General features: G+C 37.7%; 18 protein-coding genes. 8 read left to right on the top strand and 10 right to left on the bottom strand.

Annotation, left to right across the window (positions count from 1 at the left end):
* Nucleotides 1-94 precede the first annotated feature (94 nt).
* Together ASF92_RS04165 and ASF92_RS04160 are read right to left on the bottom strand one after the other, a co-directional pair.
* Nucleotides 95-1,105: a bifunctional oligoribonuclease/PAP phosphatase NrnA gene (locus ASF92_RS04165; protein ID WP_056088184.1), complete on the bottom strand. Its 1,011-nt coding sequence runs from the start codon at nt 1,103-1,105 to the stop codon at nt 95-97.
* A 126-nt stretch (nt 1,106-1,231) separates the two neighbouring features.
* Nucleotides 1,232-3,628: a TonB-dependent receptor gene (locus tag ASF92_RS04160; protein ID WP_056088180.1), complete on the bottom strand. Its 2,397-nt coding sequence runs from the start codon at nt 3,626-3,628 to the stop codon at nt 1,232-1,234.
* Nucleotides 3,629-3,902: 274 nt separating this feature from the next.
* On the opposite strand from ASF92_RS04160, the gene ASF92_RS04155 reads away from it, so the two are divergent.
* The 3 genes from ASF92_RS04155 (at nt 3,903) to ASF92_RS20960 (ending at nt 5,440) form a co-directional block, all read left to right on the top strand.
* A complete protein-coding gene (locus ASF92_RS04155) occupies nt 3,903-4,322 on the top strand; it encodes a nucleoside-diphosphate kinase (protein ID WP_056088170.1) in 420 nt (139 codons plus the stop codon).
* A gap of 127 nt (nt 4,323-4,449) precedes the next feature.
* Nucleotides 4,450-5,211, top strand: coding sequence for an FKBP-type peptidyl-prolyl cis-trans isomerase (locus ASF92_RS04150; protein WP_082489441.1), 762 nt, complete (start codon nt 4,450-4,452; stop codon nt 5,209-5,211).
* A 55-nt stretch (nt 5,212-5,266) separates the two neighbouring features.
* The gene (locus tag ASF92_RS20960; protein WP_197413223.1) at nt 5,267-5,440 is read left to right on the top strand and encodes a hypothetical protein; all 174 of its coding nucleotides are present in this window, start codon (nt 5,267-5,269) and stop codon (nt 5,438-5,440) included.
* A 62-nt stretch (nt 5,441-5,502) separates the two neighbouring features.
* On the opposite strand, the gene ASF92_RS04145 is transcribed toward ASF92_RS20960, so the two are convergent.
* Entirely contained in the window at nt 5,503-5,793 is a 291-nt protein-coding gene (locus tag ASF92_RS04145) for a DUF721 domain-containing protein (protein ID WP_056088167.1), read from the bottom strand.
* Nucleotides 5,786-6,889, bottom strand: coding sequence for a DNA replication/repair protein RecF (locus ASF92_RS04140; RefSeq protein ID WP_056088164.1), 1,104 nt, complete (start codon nt 6,887-6,889; stop codon nt 5,786-5,788). Before ASF92_RS04140 ends, ASF92_RS04145 begins: the two co-directional genes overlap by 8 nt.
* A gap of 36 nt (nt 6,890-6,925) precedes the next feature.
* Between ASF92_RS04140 and ASF92_RS04135 the strand changes: the two genes are divergently transcribed.
* Together ASF92_RS04135 and ASF92_RS04130 are read left to right on the top strand one after the other, a co-directional pair.
* The gene (locus ASF92_RS04135) at nt 6,926-7,381 is read left to right on the top strand and encodes a hypothetical protein (protein WP_056088162.1); all 456 of its coding nucleotides are present in this window, start codon (nt 6,926-6,928) and stop codon (nt 7,379-7,381) included.
* Nucleotides 7,382-7,501: 120 nt separating this feature from the next.
* A complete protein-coding gene (locus tag ASF92_RS04130) occupies nt 7,502-8,167 on the top strand; it encodes a tetratricopeptide repeat protein (RefSeq protein ID WP_056088159.1) in 666 nt (221 codons plus the stop codon).
* Between the two features lie 444 nt (nt 8,168-8,611).
* On the opposite strand, the gene pth is transcribed toward ASF92_RS04130, so the two are convergent.
* From pth to ASF92_RS04115, 3 genes are all read right to left on the bottom strand, one after another.
* Nucleotides 8,612-9,172 (bottom strand): aminoacyl-tRNA hydrolase, encoded by a 561-nt coding sequence (pth, locus tag ASF92_RS04125; RefSeq protein ID WP_056088156.1) that lies wholly within the window; start codon nt 9,170-9,172, stop codon nt 8,612-8,614.
* A gap of 226 nt (nt 9,173-9,398) precedes the next feature.
* Complete coding sequence (locus ASF92_RS04120) at nt 9,399-9,983, bottom strand: 50S ribosomal protein L25/general stress protein Ctc (protein ID WP_056088151.1); 585 nt, start codon at nt 9,981-9,983, stop codon at nt 9,399-9,401.
* Between the two features lie 145 nt (nt 9,984-10,128).
* Nucleotides 10,129-11,070, bottom strand: a complete 942-nt coding sequence (locus ASF92_RS04115) for a ribose-phosphate pyrophosphokinase (protein WP_056088150.1) — start codon at nt 11,068-11,070, stop codon at nt 10,129-10,131.
* A 357-nt stretch (nt 11,071-11,427) separates the two neighbouring features.
* Here ASF92_RS04115 and ASF92_RS04105 point away from each other — a divergent pair, with 357 nt between their 5' ends.
* The 3 genes from ASF92_RS04105 (at nt 11,428) to ASF92_RS21160 (ending at nt 18,366) form a co-directional block, all read left to right on the top strand.
* Nucleotides 11,428-14,454: a DUF2723 domain-containing protein gene (locus ASF92_RS04105; protein WP_056088147.1), complete on the top strand. Its 3,027-nt coding sequence runs from the start codon at nt 11,428-11,430 to the stop codon at nt 14,452-14,454.
* A 227-nt stretch (nt 14,455-14,681) separates the two neighbouring features.
* The gene (locus ASF92_RS04100) at nt 14,682-17,723 is read left to right on the top strand and encodes a DUF2723 domain-containing protein (protein WP_056089170.1); all 3,042 of its coding nucleotides are present in this window, start codon (nt 14,682-14,684) and stop codon (nt 17,721-17,723) included.
* A 343-nt stretch (nt 17,724-18,066) separates the two neighbouring features.
* Nucleotides 18,067-18,366, top strand: coding sequence for a hypothetical protein (locus ASF92_RS21160; RefSeq protein WP_056088145.1), 300 nt, complete (start codon nt 18,067-18,069; stop codon nt 18,364-18,366).
* A gap of 152 nt (nt 18,367-18,518) precedes the next feature.
* Here ASF92_RS21160 and ASF92_RS04090 read toward each other — a convergent pair whose 3' ends face one another.
* The 3 genes from ASF92_RS04090 to ASF92_RS04080 all read right to left on the bottom strand — a co-directional run bounded on the left by ASF92_RS04090 (nt 18,519) and on the right by ASF92_RS04080 (nt 22,951).
* Nucleotides 18,519-19,481, bottom strand: coding sequence for an acetyl-CoA carboxylase carboxyltransferase subunit alpha (locus ASF92_RS04090; RefSeq protein WP_082489440.1), 963 nt, complete (start codon nt 19,479-19,481; stop codon nt 18,519-18,521).
* Nucleotides 19,482-19,687: 206 nt separating this feature from the next.
* Nucleotides 19,688-21,247, bottom strand: a complete 1,560-nt coding sequence (locus tag ASF92_RS04085) for a S10 family peptidase (protein WP_056088140.1) — start codon at nt 21,245-21,247, stop codon at nt 19,688-19,690.
* 123 nt (nt 21,248-21,370) lie between these two features.
* Nucleotides 21,371-22,951, bottom strand: coding sequence for a SusD/RagB family nutrient-binding outer membrane lipoprotein (locus ASF92_RS04080; RefSeq protein WP_056089163.1), 1,581 nt, complete (start codon nt 22,949-22,951; stop codon nt 21,371-21,373).
* Nucleotides 22,952-22,958: the final 7 nt, after the last annotated feature.

Genomic DNA, 22,958 nt, shown 5'->3' with positions numbered 1-22,958 from the left:
TTTGTTTATTGATTTTTATTTATCATGAAGCTTGCTTCGCAGGTTTCATTATTTATTTATTGGTTTATTATTTATCAGGGAACGCCTGCTTTATTTATGCAATTAACTGACTTTTATATTCTGGTAATATTGATTTAAATTCTTCGATAACTGCAGTTAATGATTTTTCTGAGGCGCCGCCAGCCGCATTTCTGTGACCACCTCCATTGAAATATTTTTTACAGATTTCATTTGCAGGAAAATCTCCGGTAGAACGTAAGGATAATTTAACTTTATCTGGTCTTTCGACAATTAAAGCGGCTAGACGAATTCCGTTTATAGACAAGGCATAGTTTACTACACCTTCAGTATCGCCGGTTGTACTGTGGTATTTTGCTAGTTCATCTTTTGTAACCGTAATAATTGCGGTATTAAATTCATGGAAAACTTCGAGCTTGTTGGATAAACAGTAACCAAGGAAACGTAATCGATCTTCACTGGCATTGTCGTAAACCAACTGATGTATTTTCCAGTGTTCCGCTCCTAAATCAATAAGATTCGCGGCAATGCGGTACACATTCGATGTTGCTAAAGGAAAGCGGAATGATGCTGAATCTGTCATAATTCCCGTATACAAACAAGCTGCAACATCTTTGTTGATGCCTTTTTCGTCATCCAGTTGATTAACTATAAAATCGTAAACCAATTGAGCCGCAGCACAAGCGTTTATATCCCAATGACGGTAATCATCAAAATCCTCAGGCTCTAGATGATGGTCAATCATCACCTTTTTAGCGGAAGCTGCACGCACCAACTCGCCAAGTTCGTTAATTCTGCTTAAGGTATTGAAATCCAGACAAAAAATTATTGCTGCTTCCTCGACTAGTTTTGCAGCTTTTTCAGTTTCCTCAGTAAATATGACCACATCGGAATTATTAGGCATCCACTGCAGGAACAGGGGATAATCCGTTGGGGTTATCACTTTTACATGATGGCCTTTCTGGATTAAGTAGCCATACAAACCTAAAGAGGAACCCATTGCATCACCATCAGGTTTGTGATGTGTCGTGATTACAATTTTCTGAGGCGTAGCCAGTAAGGATTTTAAATCTGTTAATGTAAGCATAATTTTGCGCTTGCAAAGCTAAGTAAATTTAGTATTAATCGTATGCTTATTTAATGCTTAAATTAAGGAATAAAAAAACGGGTTAGCCTTATTAGACTGACCCGTTGTAAATATGCTATGAAATTATTAAAATTTATAAGATAATGTAGTAACAAACTGACGTGGAGGAATTGGATTGACACTATAGTTCTCGTGAACAAAGTAATTCAATTCGTTCGTAATGTTTGAAATTTTTGCCAATAATGAAATCTTTTTCCAGTTATAACCCGCTGAAAAATCAACTGTCGTAAAAGAACTTAAAGGAATAATGCCGGAGGACGAATTGTTTTTGGTTGTATTTCTACCTCCATTTCTATCACCTGTATAAAAAACAGACGCACCAAACTTTAAGCCTTTGATCCCACCATCCTGAAAGGTATAAAATAATGTACCGTTAGCTGTATTTTTTGTTGTACCAACTACACGTTCACCTTCAACAATACCGGTAACTGCTAATGTAGATGTGTAACGCATGTAATTGTAAGCGTAGCCAGCTATAAAATTTAAGCCTGGAACAACTACCCCTGACAAATCAATTTCCAATCCGTCGCTCGCTGTTGCGCCTGAAAATTCACGTTTCGTTGGATCTGCTAATGCGGTTTGGGCAAATTTGTCGTTTTTAATTTTATATACAGTCAAGTTAGCTGAAAGCTTACCTTTCAGGAAATCGTTTTTGATACCAGCCTCATACTGATCTATTATTGACGGACCCATTGGCCCATTTGTAGCAATGTCAATACCTGTGTTAGACGTGAAATTATTTGAATAACTGGCATAAATTGAGGTCGATGAAACCGGCTGATAAATCAAGCCAAATTTTGGAGAAAATGCCTTATCTATTTTATCTACTGCCGTACCTTTTGTATCTACACCGCTAGTAAGCGTATTAATAGTTGTTGTTGGTGTTTTCTGGAACGACCATCGAACACCTGCCAGCACTTTAAACTTCTCCGTTAAAGATATTAGATCCTGAACAAATCCGCCCATTCTGAATACATTTGCATTTGTATTGGTGAGTAAGGTGGTGTTTGGCATATTATAGTTACTTGGTTTGTCAAACGATGATGGATCCAACAGATTCACGCTATCATAATATGTTGGTGTAGCAGCAGGTAAAACGTTTGTAGATGCAAATCCACCAGTCTTAGTTTTAGATTGATCAGCATCTGCTCCAACCAGCAGCGTGTTTTTAAATCCGGCTATCTTGAAGTTACCCATTAAATTTACCTGCTGATTAAATGTAAACTCTTCAATATCTGAACGCGTTAAAGCCCTGTTCCAAACTCCGGCTGCATTCGCCGCAGGACGTTCGGCTGAAAAATAATCCCTATTGTAAGATTGTACAGCGGCAATCACGTTTAGCTTCCAATCCGCATTAAATTTATGGTTTAAAACAGCCTGTGCTGTTGATGTATTGGTTTTATTATAAGCCCAGTTTGTATTAACAAATACGTTTCTACTTAATGGAGCGAGCGCATTTCCAACTGTTCCTATTCCAAAATCAGGGGTAAAATTACTTTTTAAATAATCTCCCTGAACGATGATTTCTGTATTGTCGCTTATTTTATAAAGTAGAGAGGGGTTTATATAGAACCTTTTCGAGCTGACGTTATCCCTGTAACTTCCTGCCGATTCATAGGTTCCAATCACTCTAAAAGCGACCTTTTTTGAAATTGGGCCATACAAGTCTATTATTGGCTTGTATAAGTCATAACTGCCAACACGCATGGATACTTCGCCACCATATTCGAACTTAGGTTTTTTGGTAACCATATTAACTACGGCACCACCGCTAACGCCACCGTAAAGTAACGCAGCACTTCCTTTTAAAACTTCAACAGATTCTAATGTGCTTGCTTCCGGGCTTCCACCTATTGTTGTTCTTGCTCCGTTTTTAAAAACATTATTTGCACCTAAGCTGTAACCTCTTGCAAAAAAGTTTTCGCCTACCGAACCCCTGTTTGCTCCTAAAGCGACTCCGTTAATGTTTTTCATTACATCACCTAAAGTATTCGCTTGTTGGTCTCTGATTACCTGGGCGCCCACAATTTGCACAGATTGCGGCAAATCTTTAGGCGCAATAGCAATTTTGCCTAAATTAACGGGCTTCTGGTTTGGGGTTTTATAACCATTAACTGAAACCTCATCTAATTGAGAAGCCGATTCTGAGATGGAGAAGTTAAAAGTAGCTGATTCTCCTTCCGCAACTGAAATTTCTTTTTCCTGAACCTTTACACCTACAGCGGATACCTTGATTACATACTGTCCGGCAGCTAGGTTTTTAATTATAAAATTCCCGTTCTCGTCCGTGTGGGTCGCCTTATTGGAATTTTTTAACCCAACACTAACGTACCCGGCTGGTTTGCCATCGCTGGTTTTAATTTGCCCGTTTATACTGGCGGATTTGGTCTGAGCTTTTATGTTTGTCGATAAAAGCATCATTATAACCACAAAATTAAGGATCTGTGTAAATTTTTTCGTCATGATTATTTGGATTGATTCTAAACAGCCGCAAAGGTAATATCAGAATTTAATTTTCCAAACTTATTTAGACTTAATTTAAATAATATTTTAATCTGCCTCTAATGTTGGCCTAATACAATTTTATTTTTTACATAATTATTGCCAGTTAAAGAATTTGATGCATTTAATTTTGTTAATACACTAAATTAATTCCTGCACGTTTAAACAAATAAATAAACATTTCTATTTCATCAATTAAAACGTATTTTTGCACAAAATTTGATATTAAAGCACAATGAGCACGAACAGAACTTTTACTATGATTAAGCCAGATGCAGTTGCAAACGGCCATATCGGATCAATCTTAAATGACATCACCAATGCAGGTTTCAAAATCATTGCATTAAAATATACTAAGCTAACTGACGAAACTGCTGGTCAGTTTTATGCTGTACATGCAGAACGTCCTTTTTACAAAGATTTAGTTAGCTTCATGTCTTCAGGACCAATTGTTGCAGCTATTTTAGAGAAAGATAATGCAATTGAAGATTTTAGAAAATTAATCGGCGCTACAAATCCGGCTGAGGCTGCTGAAGGTACTATCCGTCAGAAATATGCTAAATCTATTGATGCCAATGCAGTTCACGGCTCAGATTCTGATGAGAACGCAGAAATCGAAGGGAACTTTTTCTTCAAAGCTGACGAGCGCTTTTAAGTATTGTTGAAAATATTAATTTAAAACCCCGCTTATCCGGGGTTTTATTTTTTTATAAGTTTTGTATCTTTCGACCCGTATAAATTAAAGACGTTGTTTTCGTTCAGCAACAACAAAAATCACACAAATGAAAAAATTCTTTTTTACGATATTTGTTTCAGGTATCACAATTGCTTCTTTCGCACAAACCAAAAAGCCAGTGGCTAAGAAACCTCTTGCAGCGTCTAAACCAGCAACAACAACTGCAGTTTTAAAATCTTCTTTAGATTCTGTTAGTTATGCTTTTGGTTCGTCAATAGGAGCAAGCTTGAAAACGACCGGACTTTCTACAATGAATTATGATGTTCTATTAAAAGGATTAAAAGATGCATTCGCTGGTGGAAAGGTTGCGCTTACACAACAACAGGCGCAGGAATGCATCAATGAAGCCATTACAAAAGCATCAGCTGTAAAAAATAAAGCTGAGGCAGAAGCTAACAAAATAAAATTTGCACCCATGATAAAAGAAGGACAAACATTTTTAGACGAAAACAAAAAGCGTGCTGGCGTACAAACAACTGCCAGTGGTTTACAGTATGAGGTTTTAATTCCTGGAAATGGCGTTAAACCAAGTTCAGCATCTGATTCAGTTCTGGTTCATTATAAAGGAACTTTACTAAACGGCCAACAATTTGATAGTTCATATGACAGAGGTGAACCGATTAGTTTTCCATTAAACAGAGTGATTCCGGGATGGACAGAAGGTGTTCAGTTAATGCCTGCCGGATCAAAATATAAATTCTTTATTCCATATAACCTGGCTTATGGTGAACGTGGTGCTGGCGCAGATATTCCTCCATACAGCACCTTGATTTTCGAAATAGAGTTGCTAAAAGTTAACGGAAAGTAAAGAAGTATAAAACATTATTTCTCTTTTAGATGTTAGCTATATCAAAATTAACATCATGAAAAGAACATTTCCTTTAATACTGATTGCATTTTTATGCACAACCTTAAGCAGTTGCGAACTAGCCCAAGGTATATTTAAAGCCGGCGTTTGGTCGGGAATAATAATTGTGGTTATTGTAGTTGCTTTGATAATATGGATATTATCTAAAGTATTCGGCGGTAGAGGATAAAAATTATTCCCCTTATTAATTAATTGAAAGGCTGAAGTTTTTAAATTTCAGCTTTTTTTGATCTAAAGAAAAATCATTTCTGTTATTACTTCAGTGCCGGCGTGTGCATTAAGCTTCTGGATAATGCCTTGCCTAACCATAACCAATTCATTTTTAATTACGGATGACTCTATGCGAATAAATAATTTTCTGTCATGAATGTAAATTTGCTTAGTTCGGTTTGCTATTGCTGTACCCATAATTTCGGGCCAGATGGCAAGGATCGAAGTTTCGTCGAATTTGCGGCGTAAACGGTATACATCCAGCATTTTGCTGATAGCATCTTTAAGGGTAACATCGTTAGGTTTACGCATTTTTTATCATTCCGTTTTCTACATCAAACAAAGTTACGTCAACTTCTATCTTATAAAAAATCGATTTAACCCTTTCTATGCCGGTATCGGTAATAAATATCTGTCCGAAATCGTGGTGAGAAACCATTTGCATCAGTTTTTGTACCCGGTTGTCGTCAAGTTTATCAAAAATATCGTCCAAAAGAAGTAAAGGTTTAAAACCCTTATTTTTTGCAAGGTAAGCGTATTGGGCCAGTTTTAATGCAATCAAAAAAGATTTCTGCTGCCCTTGAGATCCAAACTTTTTTAAAGGCATAGCATTTATGATAAAAGCAAGTTCATCCTTATGAATACCCGTAGTTGTCCGCTCTAATACTCTGTCTTTTTCAACTGATTTTCGCAATAAATCGATAAACGGGGTTTCTCCCAGCTGCGATTGATAATTTAATTCGACGGTTTCTTTGTTATCGGTAAGGTAATTGTAATATTGGTTAAATAACGGAATGAACTCATCCATAAAGGCTTTTCTGGTTGCAAAAATTTTATTGCCAGCAGCGATTAACTGTTCATCTAAAATTTCAAGAAGTGCGGCATCGTACCTGTTCGTTGTTGCAATTTGTTTAAGCAGCGCATTTCTATTAGATAAAATGCGATTATAGGCTATTAACTGATCCAGATAATGTGAGTCAGTTTGTGAAATTACGTTGTCGATAAACTTTCTGCGCTCCTCGCTCCCTTCCATAATCAGGTTAACATCATATGGCGAAACCATCACCACTGGAAATAAACCAATGTGATCAGCAAGTTTATCGTATTCTTTTTTGTTTCTCTTAAATTGTTTCTTCTGATTTCTTTTTACACCACAACTTATTTTTTCATTTTTCAGATTCCGGTCGAAGTCGCCCTGAATCATAAAAACATCTTCGCCAGTCTTAATCTGCTGACCATCAATTGGGTTAAAATAACTTTTACACAGGCATAAGTAATGAATTGCATCCAGCATATTGGTTTTACCTGAACCATTATTACCGGTAAAAACGTTTACGGTTTCAGAAAAGCTGATTCCCGCGTCTGCGTAATTTTTAAAATTAAGAAGTGTAATGTTTTTTAACCACATAAATATCCTGCAATTTACCGATTTTTTACCCTTTCAATGGCCAATGTTAAAAATAAAGCTTACATTCATCGCAAGGAAAAATATATGGTTGCACAAAAAATGTTAGAAGGAAATGTTCTGTGGTCTTACGATCATGAACTTAACGACGAGAAAAAATTTGGCTGGCTAAAAAAAGTTGCAGGAATGTTTTCATTTTTAAAGCCAATGCACAATCATGAGGGCAATATATTACTCGCATCTAACGGCCTATTTATAACCGGAGATGAACACCTAGAGCTTCCTCTGTCGCAAATTGAAGAAGTATATATGGGCTTTGACGAACTGTTTCCCGCATCTGCAGTTAAAAATTTCGGGATGTTCTGGCAGCCGATAAGAATTAAATCTTTTAAAAACCACTCCGAAAGCCAAACGGTTTATCTTGTAATAAATCATACTGGAATCTTTAGCGATAACAAAACCTGGTTTCACACACTAATCAGTTTACTTCGTTAAGAAATTCAACACACAGAAATTTCTGCTTCTAAATAACTATCGTTTAATTAAATAATGAAAATAAAGATTGTTACTTTGATTGAAAAACGTATTTTTGCAATCTTAATTTTTTAAACAAACATGTCTACAACAGATAACCAGACAACTCAACCTATTAGAAAAGGTTCTTTTTTACAGGAAAACAACAAAAGCCTGTTATTTATAGCAGGTGCTGTAATCGTTTTAATTGGTGTTTATTTTTGGTACCAGAATGTATATTTAAAAGACCGTGCTCAGGAAGCTGCGAGCAAAATGTTTAAGGCTGAACAATTAATTGGTGTAGATTCTCTTTCAAACAAAGCAATTAAAGGTGAAGGTGGCTATCCGGGTTTGGAGCAAATTGCTAAAGATTATGATAATACAAAGTCGGCTAACCTGGCGAACCTTTACTTAGGTGGCATCTATTTGCGTAAGGGTGAATACAAACAAGCCATCGATGCCTTGAGTAAATACAGCGCAACAGGCAGCCCGGTTGCAGATCCATTAGCTTTAGGCTTACTAGGCGACGCTTACAGCGAATTGAAAGATTATAAACAAGCAGTTACATATTATAAAAAAGCAGCTGATAAATCCAGTAAATTTACATCTCCAATGTTTTTAAAGAAATTGGGTTTAGTGAATGAAAACCTCAAAGATTTTAAAGGAGCTGTGGAAGCCTACACAAAAATTAAAACGCAATATCCTGAAAGCCAGGAAGCGCAGTTGGTAGATGCTTATATTGCAAGGGCTCAAGCTCAAGTTAACTAATAATCAACTGATATGATATTATAAGAGACCATCTTACGATGGTCTTTTTTTGTATACAAAGTATTACGGGTTAAAACGCCTGTTTAGCCGCCGTCAATCTGTTTATAAGAAAAATTGCTTCTTGAGAATACCATTAAAAGCACATTATTAATGCTTTTCATAACAAATTGAATTGGGATCCCTATGCATTCGTTAGCTATAGCTAGATTTCCCCTTACGTAGAAAGAATGACTTTATAAGATCTACACATTACTACTCAACCGATCTTCCCGCTCAAACCGTCTTTTTCCGCGCAGGCGAAAATTCTAATGGCTAATGCCGGTTAAAACCCCTCGCTTTAAGATTCCTTTCAAGCAGGGAACGGGCAGAACATAACCCGTATATATGACGTAAGCAACTTAAAATAATAAAATATTTGTCACTCGTAAAAATAAGTTATAGAGGTTATTTGTTAAATGCGGTCATGGTATGGGCCGGACCAACCGTTACATAGCTTTTAATCAATTCAACGCTTTTATTTATCAGCGCTGGCAATTCCAATTGTTCATTTTTATCAAATAAACCCAATACAAAATCAACTTGCCTTCCTTTAGGGTAATCACTACCAATGCCGAAGCGTAACCGGGCATAATTTTGTCCGCCGCAAACTTCTTCAATACTTTTTAAACCATTGTGCCCTGCAGAGCTACCTTGCAGCTTTAAGCGAAGCTTACCCAAAGGCAAAGCCAGGTCATCCACTATAACCAAAACATTTTCAGGTGCTATCTTAAGCTCCTTCATCCAATAGTTTACAGCCTTTCCGCTGAGGTTCATAAAAGTAGTTGGCTTAATTACATGCAGCTTTTTACCTTTGAAACTAACCTCGGAGTAATAAGCCAGGCGGATATTTTCGAAGCTTCCTCCTAAACTCTTCACAAGTTCATCAGCAATATCGAAACCTATATTATGTCGTGTGTGGGCATAATCCGGACCAATATTTCCTAATCCAACTATAAGATATTTCATATTTACAAATGTAAAAGCTTAATGCGAAAAGAACAAAGATGAAAGGATAAAGATGAAAGAACAAGGAGAAAGGAGCAAAGATAAAAGACTGGACAAAAAGGTGCCTTAATGGGAAATGGATAGAAATCCCGAGAATCCCTTAATCCTTAAATCCTGATCCAAAAAAAAGCGGCGCAATTTATTGCACCGCTTAATCCTGTAATCAGAAAATCCTAAAAAATCCTGGTTATTTTTTACCTTTAGCAGCTTCAGTTTCTGCTTGTTTTAATGCTCTACTCATACCAACTGATACGATTGTATCTTCTGGAGTATTAGTAATAACATATTTGTCTGCTTTAATATCGCGTACGCGAACTAAACCACCAACTTCTAATTTTTCGATGCTTACTTCCACCGTTTGAGGCATTGCAGCAGGCAAAGCTTTCACACGAAGTTTACGCAACTTCTGTACCATCTTACCACCCATTTTAACACCTGGAGAAGTTCCTGTTAATTTTACAGGAATTTCCATTACGATTTCTTTTTCATCAAATAACTGAAGAAAATCGATGTGCATTAATACATCAGTAAGTGGATGGAATTGAGTATCTTTTACGATAGCTTTAGTTTTAGTCCCGTTAACATCAATCTCCACAAAGTTCACTTCCGGGGTATAAATAACATCTCTTAAATCAGCAATAACGACAGCTAAGTGTTGTTGCTCTTTTCCACCATACAATACCGCCGGAACTTTACCTTCGTAACGAAGTTCCTTAGCATCGCGTTTCCCTACGTTCTCTCTTGGAGAACCGCTAATTGCGATTGTTTTCATTTTTTATATTTATTTATTATTAGTAGTAAGTAGCTAGTATCAAGTAGCAAGACCCTATGCCTTCAACCCTTTACTTTTTACTTTATTTAAACTCTTTTTATTGTCTTGCGTTCGGCAGTTGGCACTATTCGCAATACGCTTTGCATTACACTCTAAACAAATCACTGATTGAGCCATGTTCATTTACATTAGCAATTGCTCTTGCAAACAAACTAGCCGTGCTCAGCACTCTAATCTTCGAACTTTCCTGTTTCAAAGGAATCGTATCTGTAACAATTAATTCTGATAAAACAGAATTTTCGACGGTTTCTATTGCTTTACCTGATAACACGGCATGCGTACAAACTGCTCGTACACTTGACGCACCATTTTCCATGATCAAAGCCGCAGCTTTCGATAAAGTTCCGGCAGTATCGCAAATATCGTCAATCAAAACGACATCCTGTCCGGTAACATCTCCAATTATCGACATTGATTCGATTTCATTGGCACGTTTACGACGTTTATCACAAATAATAACCTCGGCATTAAAAAATTTCGCAAAGGTACGGGCTCTGTACGAACCACCCATATCAGGCGATGCAATGGTTAAATTTGGCAGGTTTAAGCTTTTGATATAAGGAACAAATATGACCGAACCATCTAAGTGATCTACTGGAATATCAAAAAATCCCTGTATTTGTGCAGCGTGCAAATCCATTGTCATAATCCGGTGAATACCTGCTGATTTTAACAAATTGGCAACCAATTTAGCACCGATTGCAACACGGGGCTTATCTTTTCTATCCTGACGAGCCAAACCATAATAAGGAACAACTGCAGTTATATAATGTGCTGAAGCTCTTTTTGCAGCATCAACCATTAATAAAAGTTCCATTAAATTATCGCTGGGCTGATAAGTAGATTGGATTAAAAAAACATCGCAGCCACGGATTGATTCATCAAATGAAGGCTGAAACTCGCCATCGCTAAATTTGTGAATTGTAACATCACCAAGTGGTTTGCCGTAACTTTCAGCAATTTTAAGTGATAATCCTCTTGAACCTGTTCCGGAAAATAATTTAACCGGGTTAAACTGCAATGGCATGATCCGTGAGTAGTTTACGGTTTAAAAAAAATCGGATCATGCATTTTTGAAATACACGATCCGATGCTAAATTTTGTTGTCCGACCTGGATTCGAACCAAGACAAACAGTACCAAAAACTGTCGTACTACCCTTATACTATCGGACAAACTGCTTTTCGAGGATATATCCCCGAAAGGGAATGCAAATGTAGGCAGCATATTTTAAATATGCAAGAGTGATTTTAAAAAAAATTGAAATTTATTCTGCTTTTAAAAAGATTTAAAAAATCTTCATCATCCGTGCAACGTTTTCATTTCACAAACGACTTTATAGGTCAAAACCTATAACCCTTTTACTATCAATCCTTAAACTGACTATGACCTATTCGAAAATCAACAACTTAACAGGTTGGCTGTGTTTTTTTATTGCCGCTGTAACCTACATTTTAACTTTAGATCAATCTGCAAGTTTTTGGGATTGCGGCGAATTTATTGCGTCAGCTTTCCGTTTAGAGGTGGTTCACCAACCCGGAGCGCCGTTGGTTTCGATGATTCAGCGCATCTTTTCGGCTTTTGCCTTAGGCGATAAAACCAAGATAGCTTACTTTATGAATGTCGCTTCTGCCATGGCTAGTGCCGCTACTATTTTGTTTTTATTCTGGACAATTACAGCGCTGGCAAAACGAATTCTGTTAAAAACGAATGAAGAAATTACAACTTCGAAAATAGTCAGCATTATCGGAGCCGGAATTGTTGGTGCTTTAGCCTACGCATTTTCAGATAGTTTTTGGTTCTCTGCTGTTGAAGCGGAGGTTTACGCTTTATCTTCCCTCTGCACAGCGGTTGCATTCTGGGGAATTTTAAAATGGGAATCACAGGCCAACGAACCTCGCGCCGACAGATGGCTGGCTTTTGTAGCCTATGTTATTGGCCTTTCGATTGGTGTCCATCTGTTAAACTTATTGGTTATTCCTGCCGTTGTATTTGTTTATTATTTCCGTAGAACACCAAATCCAACCAATATGGGGATAATCAAGACCTTCTTCCTATCTATTTTTATTCTGGCATTCGTTCAATTCGGCATCATTCAATATTCAGTTTCAATTGCGGCTTATCTGGATCTGTTTTTCGTAAACACATTAGGCTTAAGTTTTGGAACAGGCATTTTGTTTTTTGCTATTCTCCTTATTTCAGCATTGGTTTTAGCGATAAGATATTCTATTCAACATAAAAAGCAGGTTTTGAATTTAGCTTTAGTCTCAACCGTATTGTTAATTTTTGGTTACAGCTCTTTTTCAATGTTGATAATAAGGGCACACGCAAAGCCGAACCTGAATAATACAAATCCCGAAAATGCATTTACTTTTTTAAATTATGTAAATCGGGCCCAGTATGGCGACAGGCCATTATTGTACGGAGAGAACTATAGCTCGGAAAAAATCGATATAAAAGAAACCGGAAAATTATATAGAAAAGGCGACAAGAAATATGAAGCTGCGGGAACCAAATCGGATTATGTGTTTGCAGAAAAGACGTTATTACCCAGAATGTATAGCGACAAACCTGAACACGTACAGTTTTATAAAAGCTGGATGGGTTTTGACGATTCACATAAACCGAGCCTTGCAGATAATTTAGGTTACATGTTTTCTTTTCAGGCCGGACAAATGTACATGCGCTATTTCATGTGGAATTTTGTCGGCCGCCAGAATAACCAGGATGGACAACTAGGTGAAAATGGTGGCGGTTGGTTAAGCGGGGTAAAACCTGTTGATGCACTTCGTCTGGGTGACCAAAAAAACCTACCACCCTCGATCGCGGAGAATAAAGCATATAACCGGTTTTTCTTTCTTCCATTGATTTTAGGTTTGATTGGTGCCGTTTGGCATTTCAAAAGAAATCAGAAACATGCTGGTGTTATAGGTTTGCTGTTTTTCTTTACCGGCGTTGCGATAGTTCTTTATTTAAACTCTGTTCCAATCGAACCTCGTGAGCGTGATTATGCGTATGTAGGCTCTTTTTACGCGTTTTGTATCTGGATTGGCTTAAGTGTAATCGGATTGAAGGAATGGGTGTTTAGAAAAATGACGCCAGCTAAATCTGCAATTTTTGCTTCTTTAGCTGCATTCATCGCAGCACCAATAATCATGGCCAGTCAGGGATGGGATGACCACAACCGTTCAGAAAGTCATCTGGCAAGAGACATTTCAGTAAATTATTTAAAATCGTGTGCACCGAATGCGATATTATTCACCTATGGCGACAACGACACCTTTCCGGTATGGTATGCACAGGAAGTTGAACATGTTCGTCCTGATGTAAGAATTGTAAACCTGAGCCTGTTTACTACAAATTGGTATATCGACGGGATGAAACGTAAACAAAACGATTCGACACCACTTCCAATTTCGATGAAACCAAGCCAATACGCAGAAGGTACGCGTGACGTAATCTATTATCAGGATTTTAAAATTGCCCAGAGCGTAGAATTAAAACAATTGATGGAGGTATTGCTATCTGATAATGACGAAGATAAAATAACGCTTCGGGATGGCTCAAAAGCCAATGTTTTGCCAACAAAAAACTTCAAGTTAAGCGTTAACCAGCGGGAAGTCTTGGATACTGGAACTGTTCCGGTTGAAGATGCAGGTAAAATCGCAGGTGCCATGGAGTGGACTTATAATTCCGATTATCTTACAAAAGGCACTCTGGCGATGCTGGATATTCTGACGCATAATAATTGGAAAAGACCAATTTATTTTAGCGGCGCAATGCCCGATGAACAGTATGTTGGTTTGAATAAATATTTGTATTCAGAAGGATTAAATTACCGTTTATTACCACTAAAACCCGACACATCAAAACAAGACATGTTTGAACAGGTTAATGTGAAGCCATTCTTTAAAAATATGGTTGCGAACTATAATTACGGAAACATCAAATATGCAAACCATTTAGACAGGCAATCAGCGGATGATGTAGCCATGTTTTCCAATATGTTTAACAGTTTAATCGGTGAATTACTTACAGAAGGAAAAATAGCGGAAAGTAAAGCAGTGGTTAACAAATACTATGAAGTTATGCCACTTAAATTCTACAGCATGCGCCACGTAATGAGTTCATTTTACTTCACTGAAAATCTTTATCGTTTGAATGATTTAAACCGCGCAAATGCCTTTATTAATCAGTCGGCAGATTATATGACAAAAGAATTGACACACCTTGCTGATGTTTCTGAAAGCAAAAACAAGTTATCATCAGAAAGGGATGTACAGGTTTACATGACCTATCTGGGGCGAATGGTAAAACTTACCAATGCTTACAAACAAAAAGATTTAAGTAACAAACTTGAAAAAGAATACGATCAATTTATTATCAGATTTGCTCCATTTTTAGGGAGTTAAGTCAAATCTAATTTCAAATTTAAACCCGTATTTGCTTTTCGAAGATTAATACGGGTTTTTAGCTTTTCATGAAGAAACATATTGAAAGCTTTTCCAGGCGATTATCAAGGTTAATCCTGTTAAAATTTGTAAAAACAACGAGAGTTATTCCTTATTTATCGACTATATTAATTAATTTCGGCTGCATTTTATCTGCATTACATTTAATATCATTATTCAAAAACCAAATGAATTATTCAAAAGTTAACAATATAACGGGCTGGATTTGCTTTTTAATTGCTACAATAACTTATGTTTTAACCTTAGAACCTTCAGTTAGTTTCTGGGATTGCGGTGAGTTTATAGCGTCTGCATTTAAGATGCAGGTTGTTCACCAACCGGGTGCCCCGTTATTTTTAATGTTGCAAAGGTTTTTCTCCGTGTTCGCATTTGGTGATGTAACCAAAGTGGCCTATTGGATGAACATTGGCTCCGCTCTATCGAGTGCTGCCACAATCTTATTTTTATTCTGGACAATTACAGCGCTTGCTAAAAAAACACTGGTTAAAGCAGGGGAAGTGTTAACCTCCGGCCAATTAATCAGCATAATGGGTGCAGGCGTAGTTGGTGCATTGGCTTACACTTTTTCGGATAGTTTCTGGTTTTCAGCAGTAGAATCCGAAGTTTATGCACAGTCTTCATTGTTTACAGCGATTGTATTCTGGGGTATTTTAAAATGGGAATCACATGCGGATGAGCCAAGAGCAGATAGATGGCTATTGTTCATAGCCTATATAATGGGTTTGTCCATCGGTATTCACCTTTTAAACTTGTTGACCATCCCTGCAATTGCATTTATCTACTATTTTAAAAGAACTGAAAAAGCAACCACTTCAGGCATTTTCAAAACCCTGATTGTTGGCATCTTAATTTTAGGCGTTATTCAATATGGAATAATTCAATACCTGGTTTCATTTGGTGCTTACTTCGATTTATTTTTCGTAAATACATTAGGATTAGGTTTCGGAACAGGTGTGTTATTCTTCGCAATTCTAATAATTGGTGCATTTGTCTGGGGTATCCGTTATTCAATCAAACATCAAAAGAAATTATTAAACTTAGGTTTGATTTCTACGGTTTTAATCATATTCGGCTATGCTTCATTTGCAATGATTATCATCAGGGCTAAAGCCGACCCGAACTTAAATAACAGCGCTCCTAAAGATGCTTTCTCTTTCTTAAGTTATCTAAACCGTGAGCAATATGGCGATCGCCCGTTGTTATTCGGGCCAAATTATAATTCGGAGAGAACCGGCGTAAAAGAAGGAAAAACAATCTGGAGAAAAGGTGCTGACAAGTATGAAGTTGCCGGAAAAAAGAATGATTACGAATATGCAGACAACACTTTGTTGCCACGTATGTATAGTGACGACCAGAAGCACGCCGAATTTTATAAGGAATGGATGCATTTAGATGACAGCAAAAAACCAAATCTGGTTGATAATGTTGGGTTCTTATTCAGTTACCAGGTTGGCTATATGTACATGCGTTATTTTGGCTGGAACTTTGTTGGCCGCCAAAATGACGAGCAAGGCCAGGGAAGTGGTTTTGAGGGTACTTCTTTAAGTGGAATTAAACCAATTGACGCAATCTGGCATGGCGACCAAAGTCATTTGCCGCCATCAACTGTTGATAATAAAGCCTATAACAGGTTCTTCTTTTTACCATTAATTATTGGTTTAATGGGTGCGGTCTGGCACTTTGGCCGTAATCAAAAAGATGCAGGCGTTGTTGGTCTATTATTTTTCTTCACTGGTATTGCGATTGTATTGTACCTGAACCAAAAACCACTAGAACCTCGTGAACGTGACTATGCGTATGTAGGCTCATTTTATGCCTTTGCAATATGGATTGGTCTCGGGGTTTTAGCCATAAAAGAATGGTTGTTTAAGAAACTTTCACCTGCTACGGCTGCCATTGCAGCTTCTGTAATTGGTTTATTTGCGGCACCGGTAATTATGGCGCAACAAGGTTGGGATGATCATGATCGCTCTACCAAATTAGTTGCACACGATATCGCCTTAGACTACTTACAATCCTGTGCGCCAAACGCCATCTTATTTACTTACGGAGATAACGATACCTATCCGCTTTGGTATATCCAGGAAGTTGAAAGAGTTCGTCCGGATGTACGTATTGTAAACCTAAGTTTATTCGATACGGACTGGTATCTGAATGGCATGAAACAAAAACAAAATGACTCAGAACCGCTGCCAATTTCGATGAAAGAATCGCAGTTTGTACAGGGTGAACGTGATGTAATGCCTTACGATGATTATAAAATTGCTGGTAATGTTGAGCTAAAAAATATCGTTGACTTATTATTATCTGATAGCCCTGATGATAAAGTAGCGATGCAGGACGGTACAAAATCTAATTTTCTGCCAACCAAAAACTTTAAGTTAACCATCAATCCTCAGGAAGTAATTAGCACAGGAACTGTACCTGCGGCCGACGCAGCTAAAATTGCACCAGTAATGGAATGGAAATTTAACAAGGGTTATGTTACAAAAGGAACCTTAGCAATGCTTGATATCCTTGCCCATAACAACTGGAAACGTCCAATCTATTTTGCTTCGACAGTCCCTTCAGAACAATATAACGGCTTGGATAAATATTTATACAGCGAAGGATTAGCACTCCGCTTATTACCATTAAAAGCCGATACTGCTGCTTCTGATGAAAGAGAGGAATTATTAAATACCCCTGTGCTTTACAATAACGTAATGGATAAATTTAAGTGGGGCAATATGAAAACGGCGAAATATTTAGACCCGCAATCTTCTGATGATACCTTTATTTTTACAAACTTATTCAGCAGTTTAACAGGAAGTCTGATTAAAGAAGGTAAAATTGCGGAAGCTAAAAAAGTGGTTGAAAAGTATTATAGTGTTATGCCCGATAAGTTTTTCGGTATAAGAACAGTTGTTGTCAAATATTATATGGCCGAAAACCTATATAAGCTTGGTGAAACAGCAAGAGCTAATGATATGTTGCTGAAATCCGGAGATTATGTACAAAAAGAACTTACTTATCTCGCTGATATATCTGCATCAAAAGGCAGCTTAACGGGAACACAAAATGTTCAAACAGGACTATATTATCTGGACAGAATGATTAAAACCTCGAAAGCAATGGAGCAGACAAAAGTAAGCGCGCAACTTGAAACGCAATTTGCTGGCCTTGAAGCCAGGTTTTCAGGTTACTTTGGTCAGCAATCAGGACAATAATCCAGATTAAAGATTTCAAAAAGCAGCTGCATTAATTTGTAGCTGCTTTTTTGTTTAGAACTGACTTGCGAAGTCTTGAAAGTCTCCTGAAATTTGTTTGCGCTCGTTTTTAACGAGTGCACTAATAACTTAGCGACCAGGTCGCAAGAAAAATAATTATCTGTTATATTTAACTTATGTCAGATCAATATAAAGCGACCAATCCTGAGGGAATATACTTCCTTACTTCCACAATCGTGGATTAGATAGATATATTTACCCGTCACTCCTATAAAGAAATCATCATCGATTCTCTAGAATACTGTCAACAAAACACGGGAATGAGACTTTACGCTTTTGCTTAATGACAAATCATATTCACTTAATTGCCTCTGCTGAAGGAAATCTAAAACTTTTTGAAATCGTGAGGGATTTCAAAAAGTTCACAAATAAATTATTAATTAGAGAAAGCAATGAGAGCAGAAAAAAATGGTTGTTAATTAGGGCAGGTATAGTTTCTGAACCTGAGCATTATTTGTATAGTTCTGCTTCAAATTATGGTAGTTTATCGGGAATCTTAGAAGTCGAATTATTAGATGTTTATAATATTCGTAAAATACAAATTATTACTAACCCTCTTGTTAAAAACGAGCGGAAGTGCTAACTACTTAAAAGTAGAGCTCTACAGTTCCTATTAGTATCGTAAAATACGATTAGCTATTTATCCGCTCGTTAAAAACGAGCGGAAGCGCTAAAGACCAACAAAAAATCCCGCTTGAGTTAACAAGCAGGATTTCTAAATATCAAAAATTAATCCTATTCGTTTACAACACCCATCGCACAAAATTTATCAATTCTTTGTTCGATAAGCTTTTCTGTTTTTATCTTCCCTAATGAAGCCAAATCTTTTAAAATATAATCTTTCAAGGTTTGCCCCATTAATTCAGGATCCTGATGAGCACCACCAAGTGGTTCAGGGATAATCCCATCGATAAGCTTGTTACCAAACATATCATCTGAAGTTAGTTTTAAGCATTCTGCTGCTTTCTCTTTAAAATCCCAGCTTCTCCACAAAATAGAAGAGCAGGATTCAGGTGAGATAACGGAATACCAGGTGTGTTCCAGCATGTAAACCTTATCACCAATACCAATACCTAAAGCACCTCCGGAGGCGCCTTCACCCACAACAACACAGATAATTGGCACTCGTAAAACTGACATTTCGAGTAAATTCCGGGCGATGGCTTCACCTTGTCCGCGTTCCTCCGCTTCCAGGCCTGGGTAAGCACCCATCGTATCGATGAAAGATACCACAGGTTTATTAAATTTTTCCGCCAGGCGCATTAAACGCAAAGCCTTGCGGTAACCTTCAGGGTTTGCCATACCAAAATTGCGGTATTGACGCTCTTTGGTGTTCTTTCCTTTCTGATGACCAATAACCATTACCGTTTGACCGTTGATGGTTGCAAAACCACCAATGATTGCTTTATCATCTTTAACCGTTCTGTCGCCATGCAACTCAATAAAATCATCACAGATCATATTGATGTAATCAAGTGTTTGCGGTCTGTCTGGATGGCGGCTCATTTGAACCTTATTCCAACCGGTTAAGTTTTTATATAAATTATTTGTGGTGTCATTTAATTTGACATCAAGTTCGTCTAAAGTAGCAGACATATCTACCTTCGTCTTTTCCGCAACTTGTTTAACCTTTTCTATCTGCTGAACTAAATCTGCAATAGGTTTTTCAAAATCGAATGATGTTTTTATTTGCTGCATAATTGGACAACAAAAATAAGTATTTATTTTTAGTTTGTTACAGTTAGTGTTCTTTTAACACTTAAAATTATTTAATGCCGCATAAAACCTCAACCTTCTCCGGGCTGCCTTTGGGCAATTTGCCATTCCAATTTTTACAAACCTCCAAAAAAAAAGCTGACAAATTGCCAGCTCGATTTATTCCAAAAGTTGATTTACAAATTTTGTCAGAATTTAGCTGGAACTCCAGCTCCAGGCATCGCTTTTTTGATAAATTCCCGGATGTGGTTATTTGCAGTTTTCAAATCGTCTTTACGCAGGTACATCATGTGCCCGCTGCGGTAACCTTCCCAGGTCATTCTATCCTGAAGTTTACCCGCAGCATCTAATTGCCACATGCTGTATTTAGCATTGAAATAATCGCAGGCACCATCGTAATAACCGGATTGAACCAATAAATGAAGGTATGGGTTTTGCGCCATCGCCTGTCTTAAGTTATCACCTGTTTTATCTCCTGAATTATCCCAGGGATAAACAGAACCAAACATATTATATTTTAAATCAGTTTTGTAATTCAATTCATTTCTGATGTACATATTAATTGCAGGTGTAAAAGAGTGCAACCAGGAAGTTAATTCGGCATTATAATCCGGCGATTCACCAGCACCCATTTTATCGATTCCTTTGTAGCGGGAATCCAGGCGACCAACGGTGAATCCTTTATCTCTTAGTAGTTCTTTCCAAAAGAAATCGGTGGGAACGTTGAGGTTATAGTCTAAAAATACTTTTTCAGAGATTCCGGAGTAACGAGCCATTTTTACCGCAATTGCTTTTTTCTTTTCCGCAGCTAACATGCCGCCTTGAGAAATTGCAGGAATGACCTCATTTATGGTAAAGCTTTCTACTTCAGGCAACATTGCAGTTAAATCTTTGGCTTGTAAATCTGCAGCTAAGGCTTTGTGGTACCAGGCCGTAGCAGCGAAATAAGGCAAACGTAAAGCTGCATCAACCGGACCGCTTCTTTCGATACCAAGTTCTGTAGGCGATACTAAGACAACACCATTTAAATACATCCACTGACTGTTCTGTAATTCCAGAGCCAGCCCCGAAACACGCGTTGTACCATAACTTTCGCCAATTAAAAATTTTGGCGAAGCCCATCGATTATTCCTCGTCACGAACGTATTAATCCATTCCGCCAAATACTTGATATCTGCTCTGACGCCAAAAAATTTATTTGTCGGAATATCTTTACTAATGGCTCTCGAATAACCAGTATTTACCGGGTCGATATAAATAATATCTGCAACATCCAGAATCGAATAGGGATTTTCTTTGTAACCATAAGGCTGAACAGGATAGCCTTCATCATCAATATTTAAAACAACCGGACCAGTATAGGCAATGTGCATCCAAACTGAAGCTGAACCAGGACCACCATTAAATGAAATTACTAAGGGACGTTTATCTTTATTTTGAACATCAGTTCTCTCGTAGTAGGTGTAAAACAAACCAGCAATCGCTTTTCCGTCTTCATCCCAAACCGGCAAGGTTCCAGTTGTAGCTTTGTATGCGACCGATTTGCCATCGATGTTGACGGTATGGTTGGTAATAACCGAACTTTCAACCTTTATTGTGCGTTCATTACCGCTGGGTTTTGGTTCTTCTTTGATTGTTACCTGAGAGGTTGTTGTAGTTTCTTTGGCCGGTGTGCGCCTTTGTACTTGTTGAGCATTCGCAAAAAAGCTTCCTAAGAAGAAAGCAGATAGTAAAAGTTTAGATTTCATTTATTTTGGTTTGGTGCATAAATATCCAATTTAAGCTTTGCTAATCAAAAAAACATTGAAAATGTTACCATAAAAAAATGGCATCGCAAATCGCGATGCCATTAGAAATATTAATTTAGAGGCTTACTTATCCCACCAAACTCTGCCTACCAGTTTATCTCCCCCCGGAACAGCAGCCGAAGCCGCTTTGTAATTTGCCGCATTTGATACGCCCTCACCTAGCGGATAAGGGAAACGACGAGGAATAGAACCACCTGTGTTTGTATTAGGATAGATTATCGGCACCAATGCGGGCAAGCCAGTTCTTCTCCAATTGGCCCAGGTTTCGTAAAAATCCAACATGGTTATTGTATGTGCCCAATATTGCGTTGCAATCATATCCAAACCATTTGCAGCTACATACGGATGCGCAGCTAAATAGGTTGCTGCATCGCTTGCGCTTACCGCCATGTTCGCATCGTATTGCGAGAGAAAAGTCATTGCTGATGTTACGCCTGCATTATAGTGCGACGCAGCAGAGCCGCCGATATTAAAACGTTGAGCGGCCTCGGCCCATAATAATTCCGATTCTGCATAGGTTAAAATAAAGGTATTTCCATCTCTCTTTAGCATACCTGGATGTGGCGATGAATAGTCAGTAAAATCTGTATAGGAAGCATCCTGACGAACATCTCTACCTGCAATACCGCTTAAATCTTTACCATTTGGCATTCCTTTCTGTACAGAAGCCGTTGTTATATATGCCGGGTTTTGAGTTTTAACAACATCTGTTAAATATAATTTGGTTACCGCTACTTTCCCTAAACGAGGGTCGTTATTTGCTTTTAGGTAATTAATAAAAGTATTACTCCATCTTGTATAGTAATTTTCCTGACCACCATCACCAAGCAAAACCTGTGCATTTCTGTTTTGAGTAACACGGCCACCATTGCTGTCATGCTTAAAAAATGCGTTATCTGCATCGCCTGTCATCGTTTTACCTACCGCTTTTGTGATGTAGGTTTGCGCTAAGGTTGCATCGGCCTTTGTTAACCTCATCGCCATGCGCAACATTAAACTGTTGCCAAAACGTTTCCACTTCGCAACATCGCCTGCGAAAACCAAATCGCCGATAACAGCATCTCCAGATCCATTTAAAGCCGTAGAAGCCTCATCAACTTCCTTAAGCAAATCGGTATATATCGCCTGTTGTGTGTCGTATTTCGGATAAAGAATTGCAGAATAGTAACCCTTTCCTGCATCAGAATATGGAATATCGCCATACAAATCTGTTAACCTTTCGAAAATTAAGGCTTTCCAGATTCTACCCATCTGATGAATATTGTTATACTGCACTTTGCCTCTGGTCGATTCTACTAAATCAACAGCATATTTAACTTGGTCGGGATATGCTTTTTCCCAGTAAGCAGCGGTATAGCCTTCATTTAACATATACTTATCACCAGCCCAGTAACTTATTACGGACGACATACCCTGCATCATCGTAGCGGCATAAATTAAATTCCCTCTCCAGGTTTCGTATGCAAAATCGGTGCTGCCCGTATAGGTTAGTTGTGCTGTGGATAATAAGTAATTAGGATTGTTTTGTTCCTGACTTACAGATAATGGGTCGGTATTTATTTTTTCGAAATCTTTGGTACACCCGCATATCAGTATTAAACCAGACAATAAAAGTGGTATATGTAATTTTATGATCGTTTTCATTTTCAAT

The organism is Pedobacter sp. Leaf176, assembly GCF_001424305.1.
Taxonomy (GTDB): domain Bacteria; phylum Bacteroidota; class Bacteroidia; order Sphingobacteriales; family Sphingobacteriaceae; genus Pedobacter.
The sequence above is the reverse complement of the archived record's forward strand: the minus strand, read 5'-3'. Positions and strand labels throughout refer to the sequence as shown.

What these genes read in the sequence shown, in the direction of transcription:
- ASF92_RS04165 (WP_056088184.1), bottom strand. Translation starts at nt 1,105, where the DNA reads ATGCTTACATTAACAGATTTAAAATCCTTACTGGCTACGCCTCAGAAA.
- ASF92_RS04160 (WP_056088180.1), bottom strand. Translation starts at nt 3,628, where the DNA reads ATGACGAAAAAATTTACACAGATCCTTAATTTTGTGGTTATAATGATG.
- ASF92_RS04155 (WP_056088170.1), top strand. Translation starts at nt 3,903, where the DNA reads ATGAGCACGAACAGAACTTTTACTATGATTAAGCCAGATGCAGTTGCA.
- ASF92_RS04150 (WP_082489441.1), top strand. Translation starts at nt 4,450, where the DNA reads ATGAAAAAATTCTTTTTTACGATATTTGTTTCAGGTATCACAATTGCT.
- ASF92_RS20960 (WP_197413223.1), top strand. Translation starts at nt 5,267, where the DNA reads ATGAAAAGAACATTTCCTTTAATACTGATTGCATTTTTATGCACAACC.
- ASF92_RS04145 (WP_056088167.1), bottom strand. Translation starts at nt 5,793, where the DNA reads ATGCGTAAACCTAACGATGTTACCCTTAAAGATGCTATCAGCAAAATG.
- ASF92_RS04140 (WP_056088164.1), bottom strand. Translation starts at nt 6,889, where the DNA reads ATGTGGTTAAAAAACATTACACTTCTTAATTTTAAAAATTACGCAGAC.
- ASF92_RS04135 (WP_056088162.1), top strand. Translation starts at nt 6,926, where the DNA reads ATGGCCAATGTTAAAAATAAAGCTTACATTCATCGCAAGGAAAAATAT.
- ASF92_RS04130 (WP_056088159.1), top strand. Translation starts at nt 7,502, where the DNA reads ATGTCTACAACAGATAACCAGACAACTCAACCTATTAGAAAAGGTTCT.
- pth (WP_056088156.1), bottom strand. Translation starts at nt 9,172, where the DNA reads ATGAAATATCTTATAGTTGGATTAGGAAATATTGGTCCGGATTATGCC.
- ASF92_RS04120 (WP_056088151.1), bottom strand. Translation starts at nt 9,983, where the DNA reads ATGAAAACAATCGCAATTAGCGGTTCTCCAAGAGAGAACGTAGGGAAA.
- ASF92_RS04115 (WP_056088150.1), bottom strand. Translation starts at nt 11,070, where the DNA reads ATGCCATTGCAGTTTAACCCGGTTAAATTATTTTCCGGAACAGGTTCA.
- ASF92_RS04105 (WP_056088147.1), top strand. Translation starts at nt 11,428, where the DNA reads ATGACCTATTCGAAAATCAACAACTTAACAGGTTGGCTGTGTTTTTTT.
- ASF92_RS04100 (WP_056089170.1), top strand. Translation starts at nt 14,682, where the DNA reads ATGAATTATTCAAAAGTTAACAATATAACGGGCTGGATTTGCTTTTTA.
- ASF92_RS21160 (WP_056088145.1), top strand. Translation starts at nt 18,067, where the DNA reads ATGACAAATCATATTCACTTAATTGCCTCTGCTGAAGGAAATCTAAAA.
- ASF92_RS04090 (WP_082489440.1), bottom strand. Translation starts at nt 19,481, where the DNA reads ATGCAGCAAATAAAAACATCATTCGATTTTGAAAAACCTATTGCAGAT.
- ASF92_RS04085 (WP_056088140.1), bottom strand. Translation starts at nt 21,247, where the DNA reads ATGAAATCTAAACTTTTACTATCTGCTTTCTTCTTAGGAAGCTTTTTT.
- ASF92_RS04080 (WP_056089163.1), bottom strand. Translation starts at nt 22,951, where the DNA reads ATGAAAACGATCATAAAATTACATATACCACTTTTATTGTCTGGTTTA.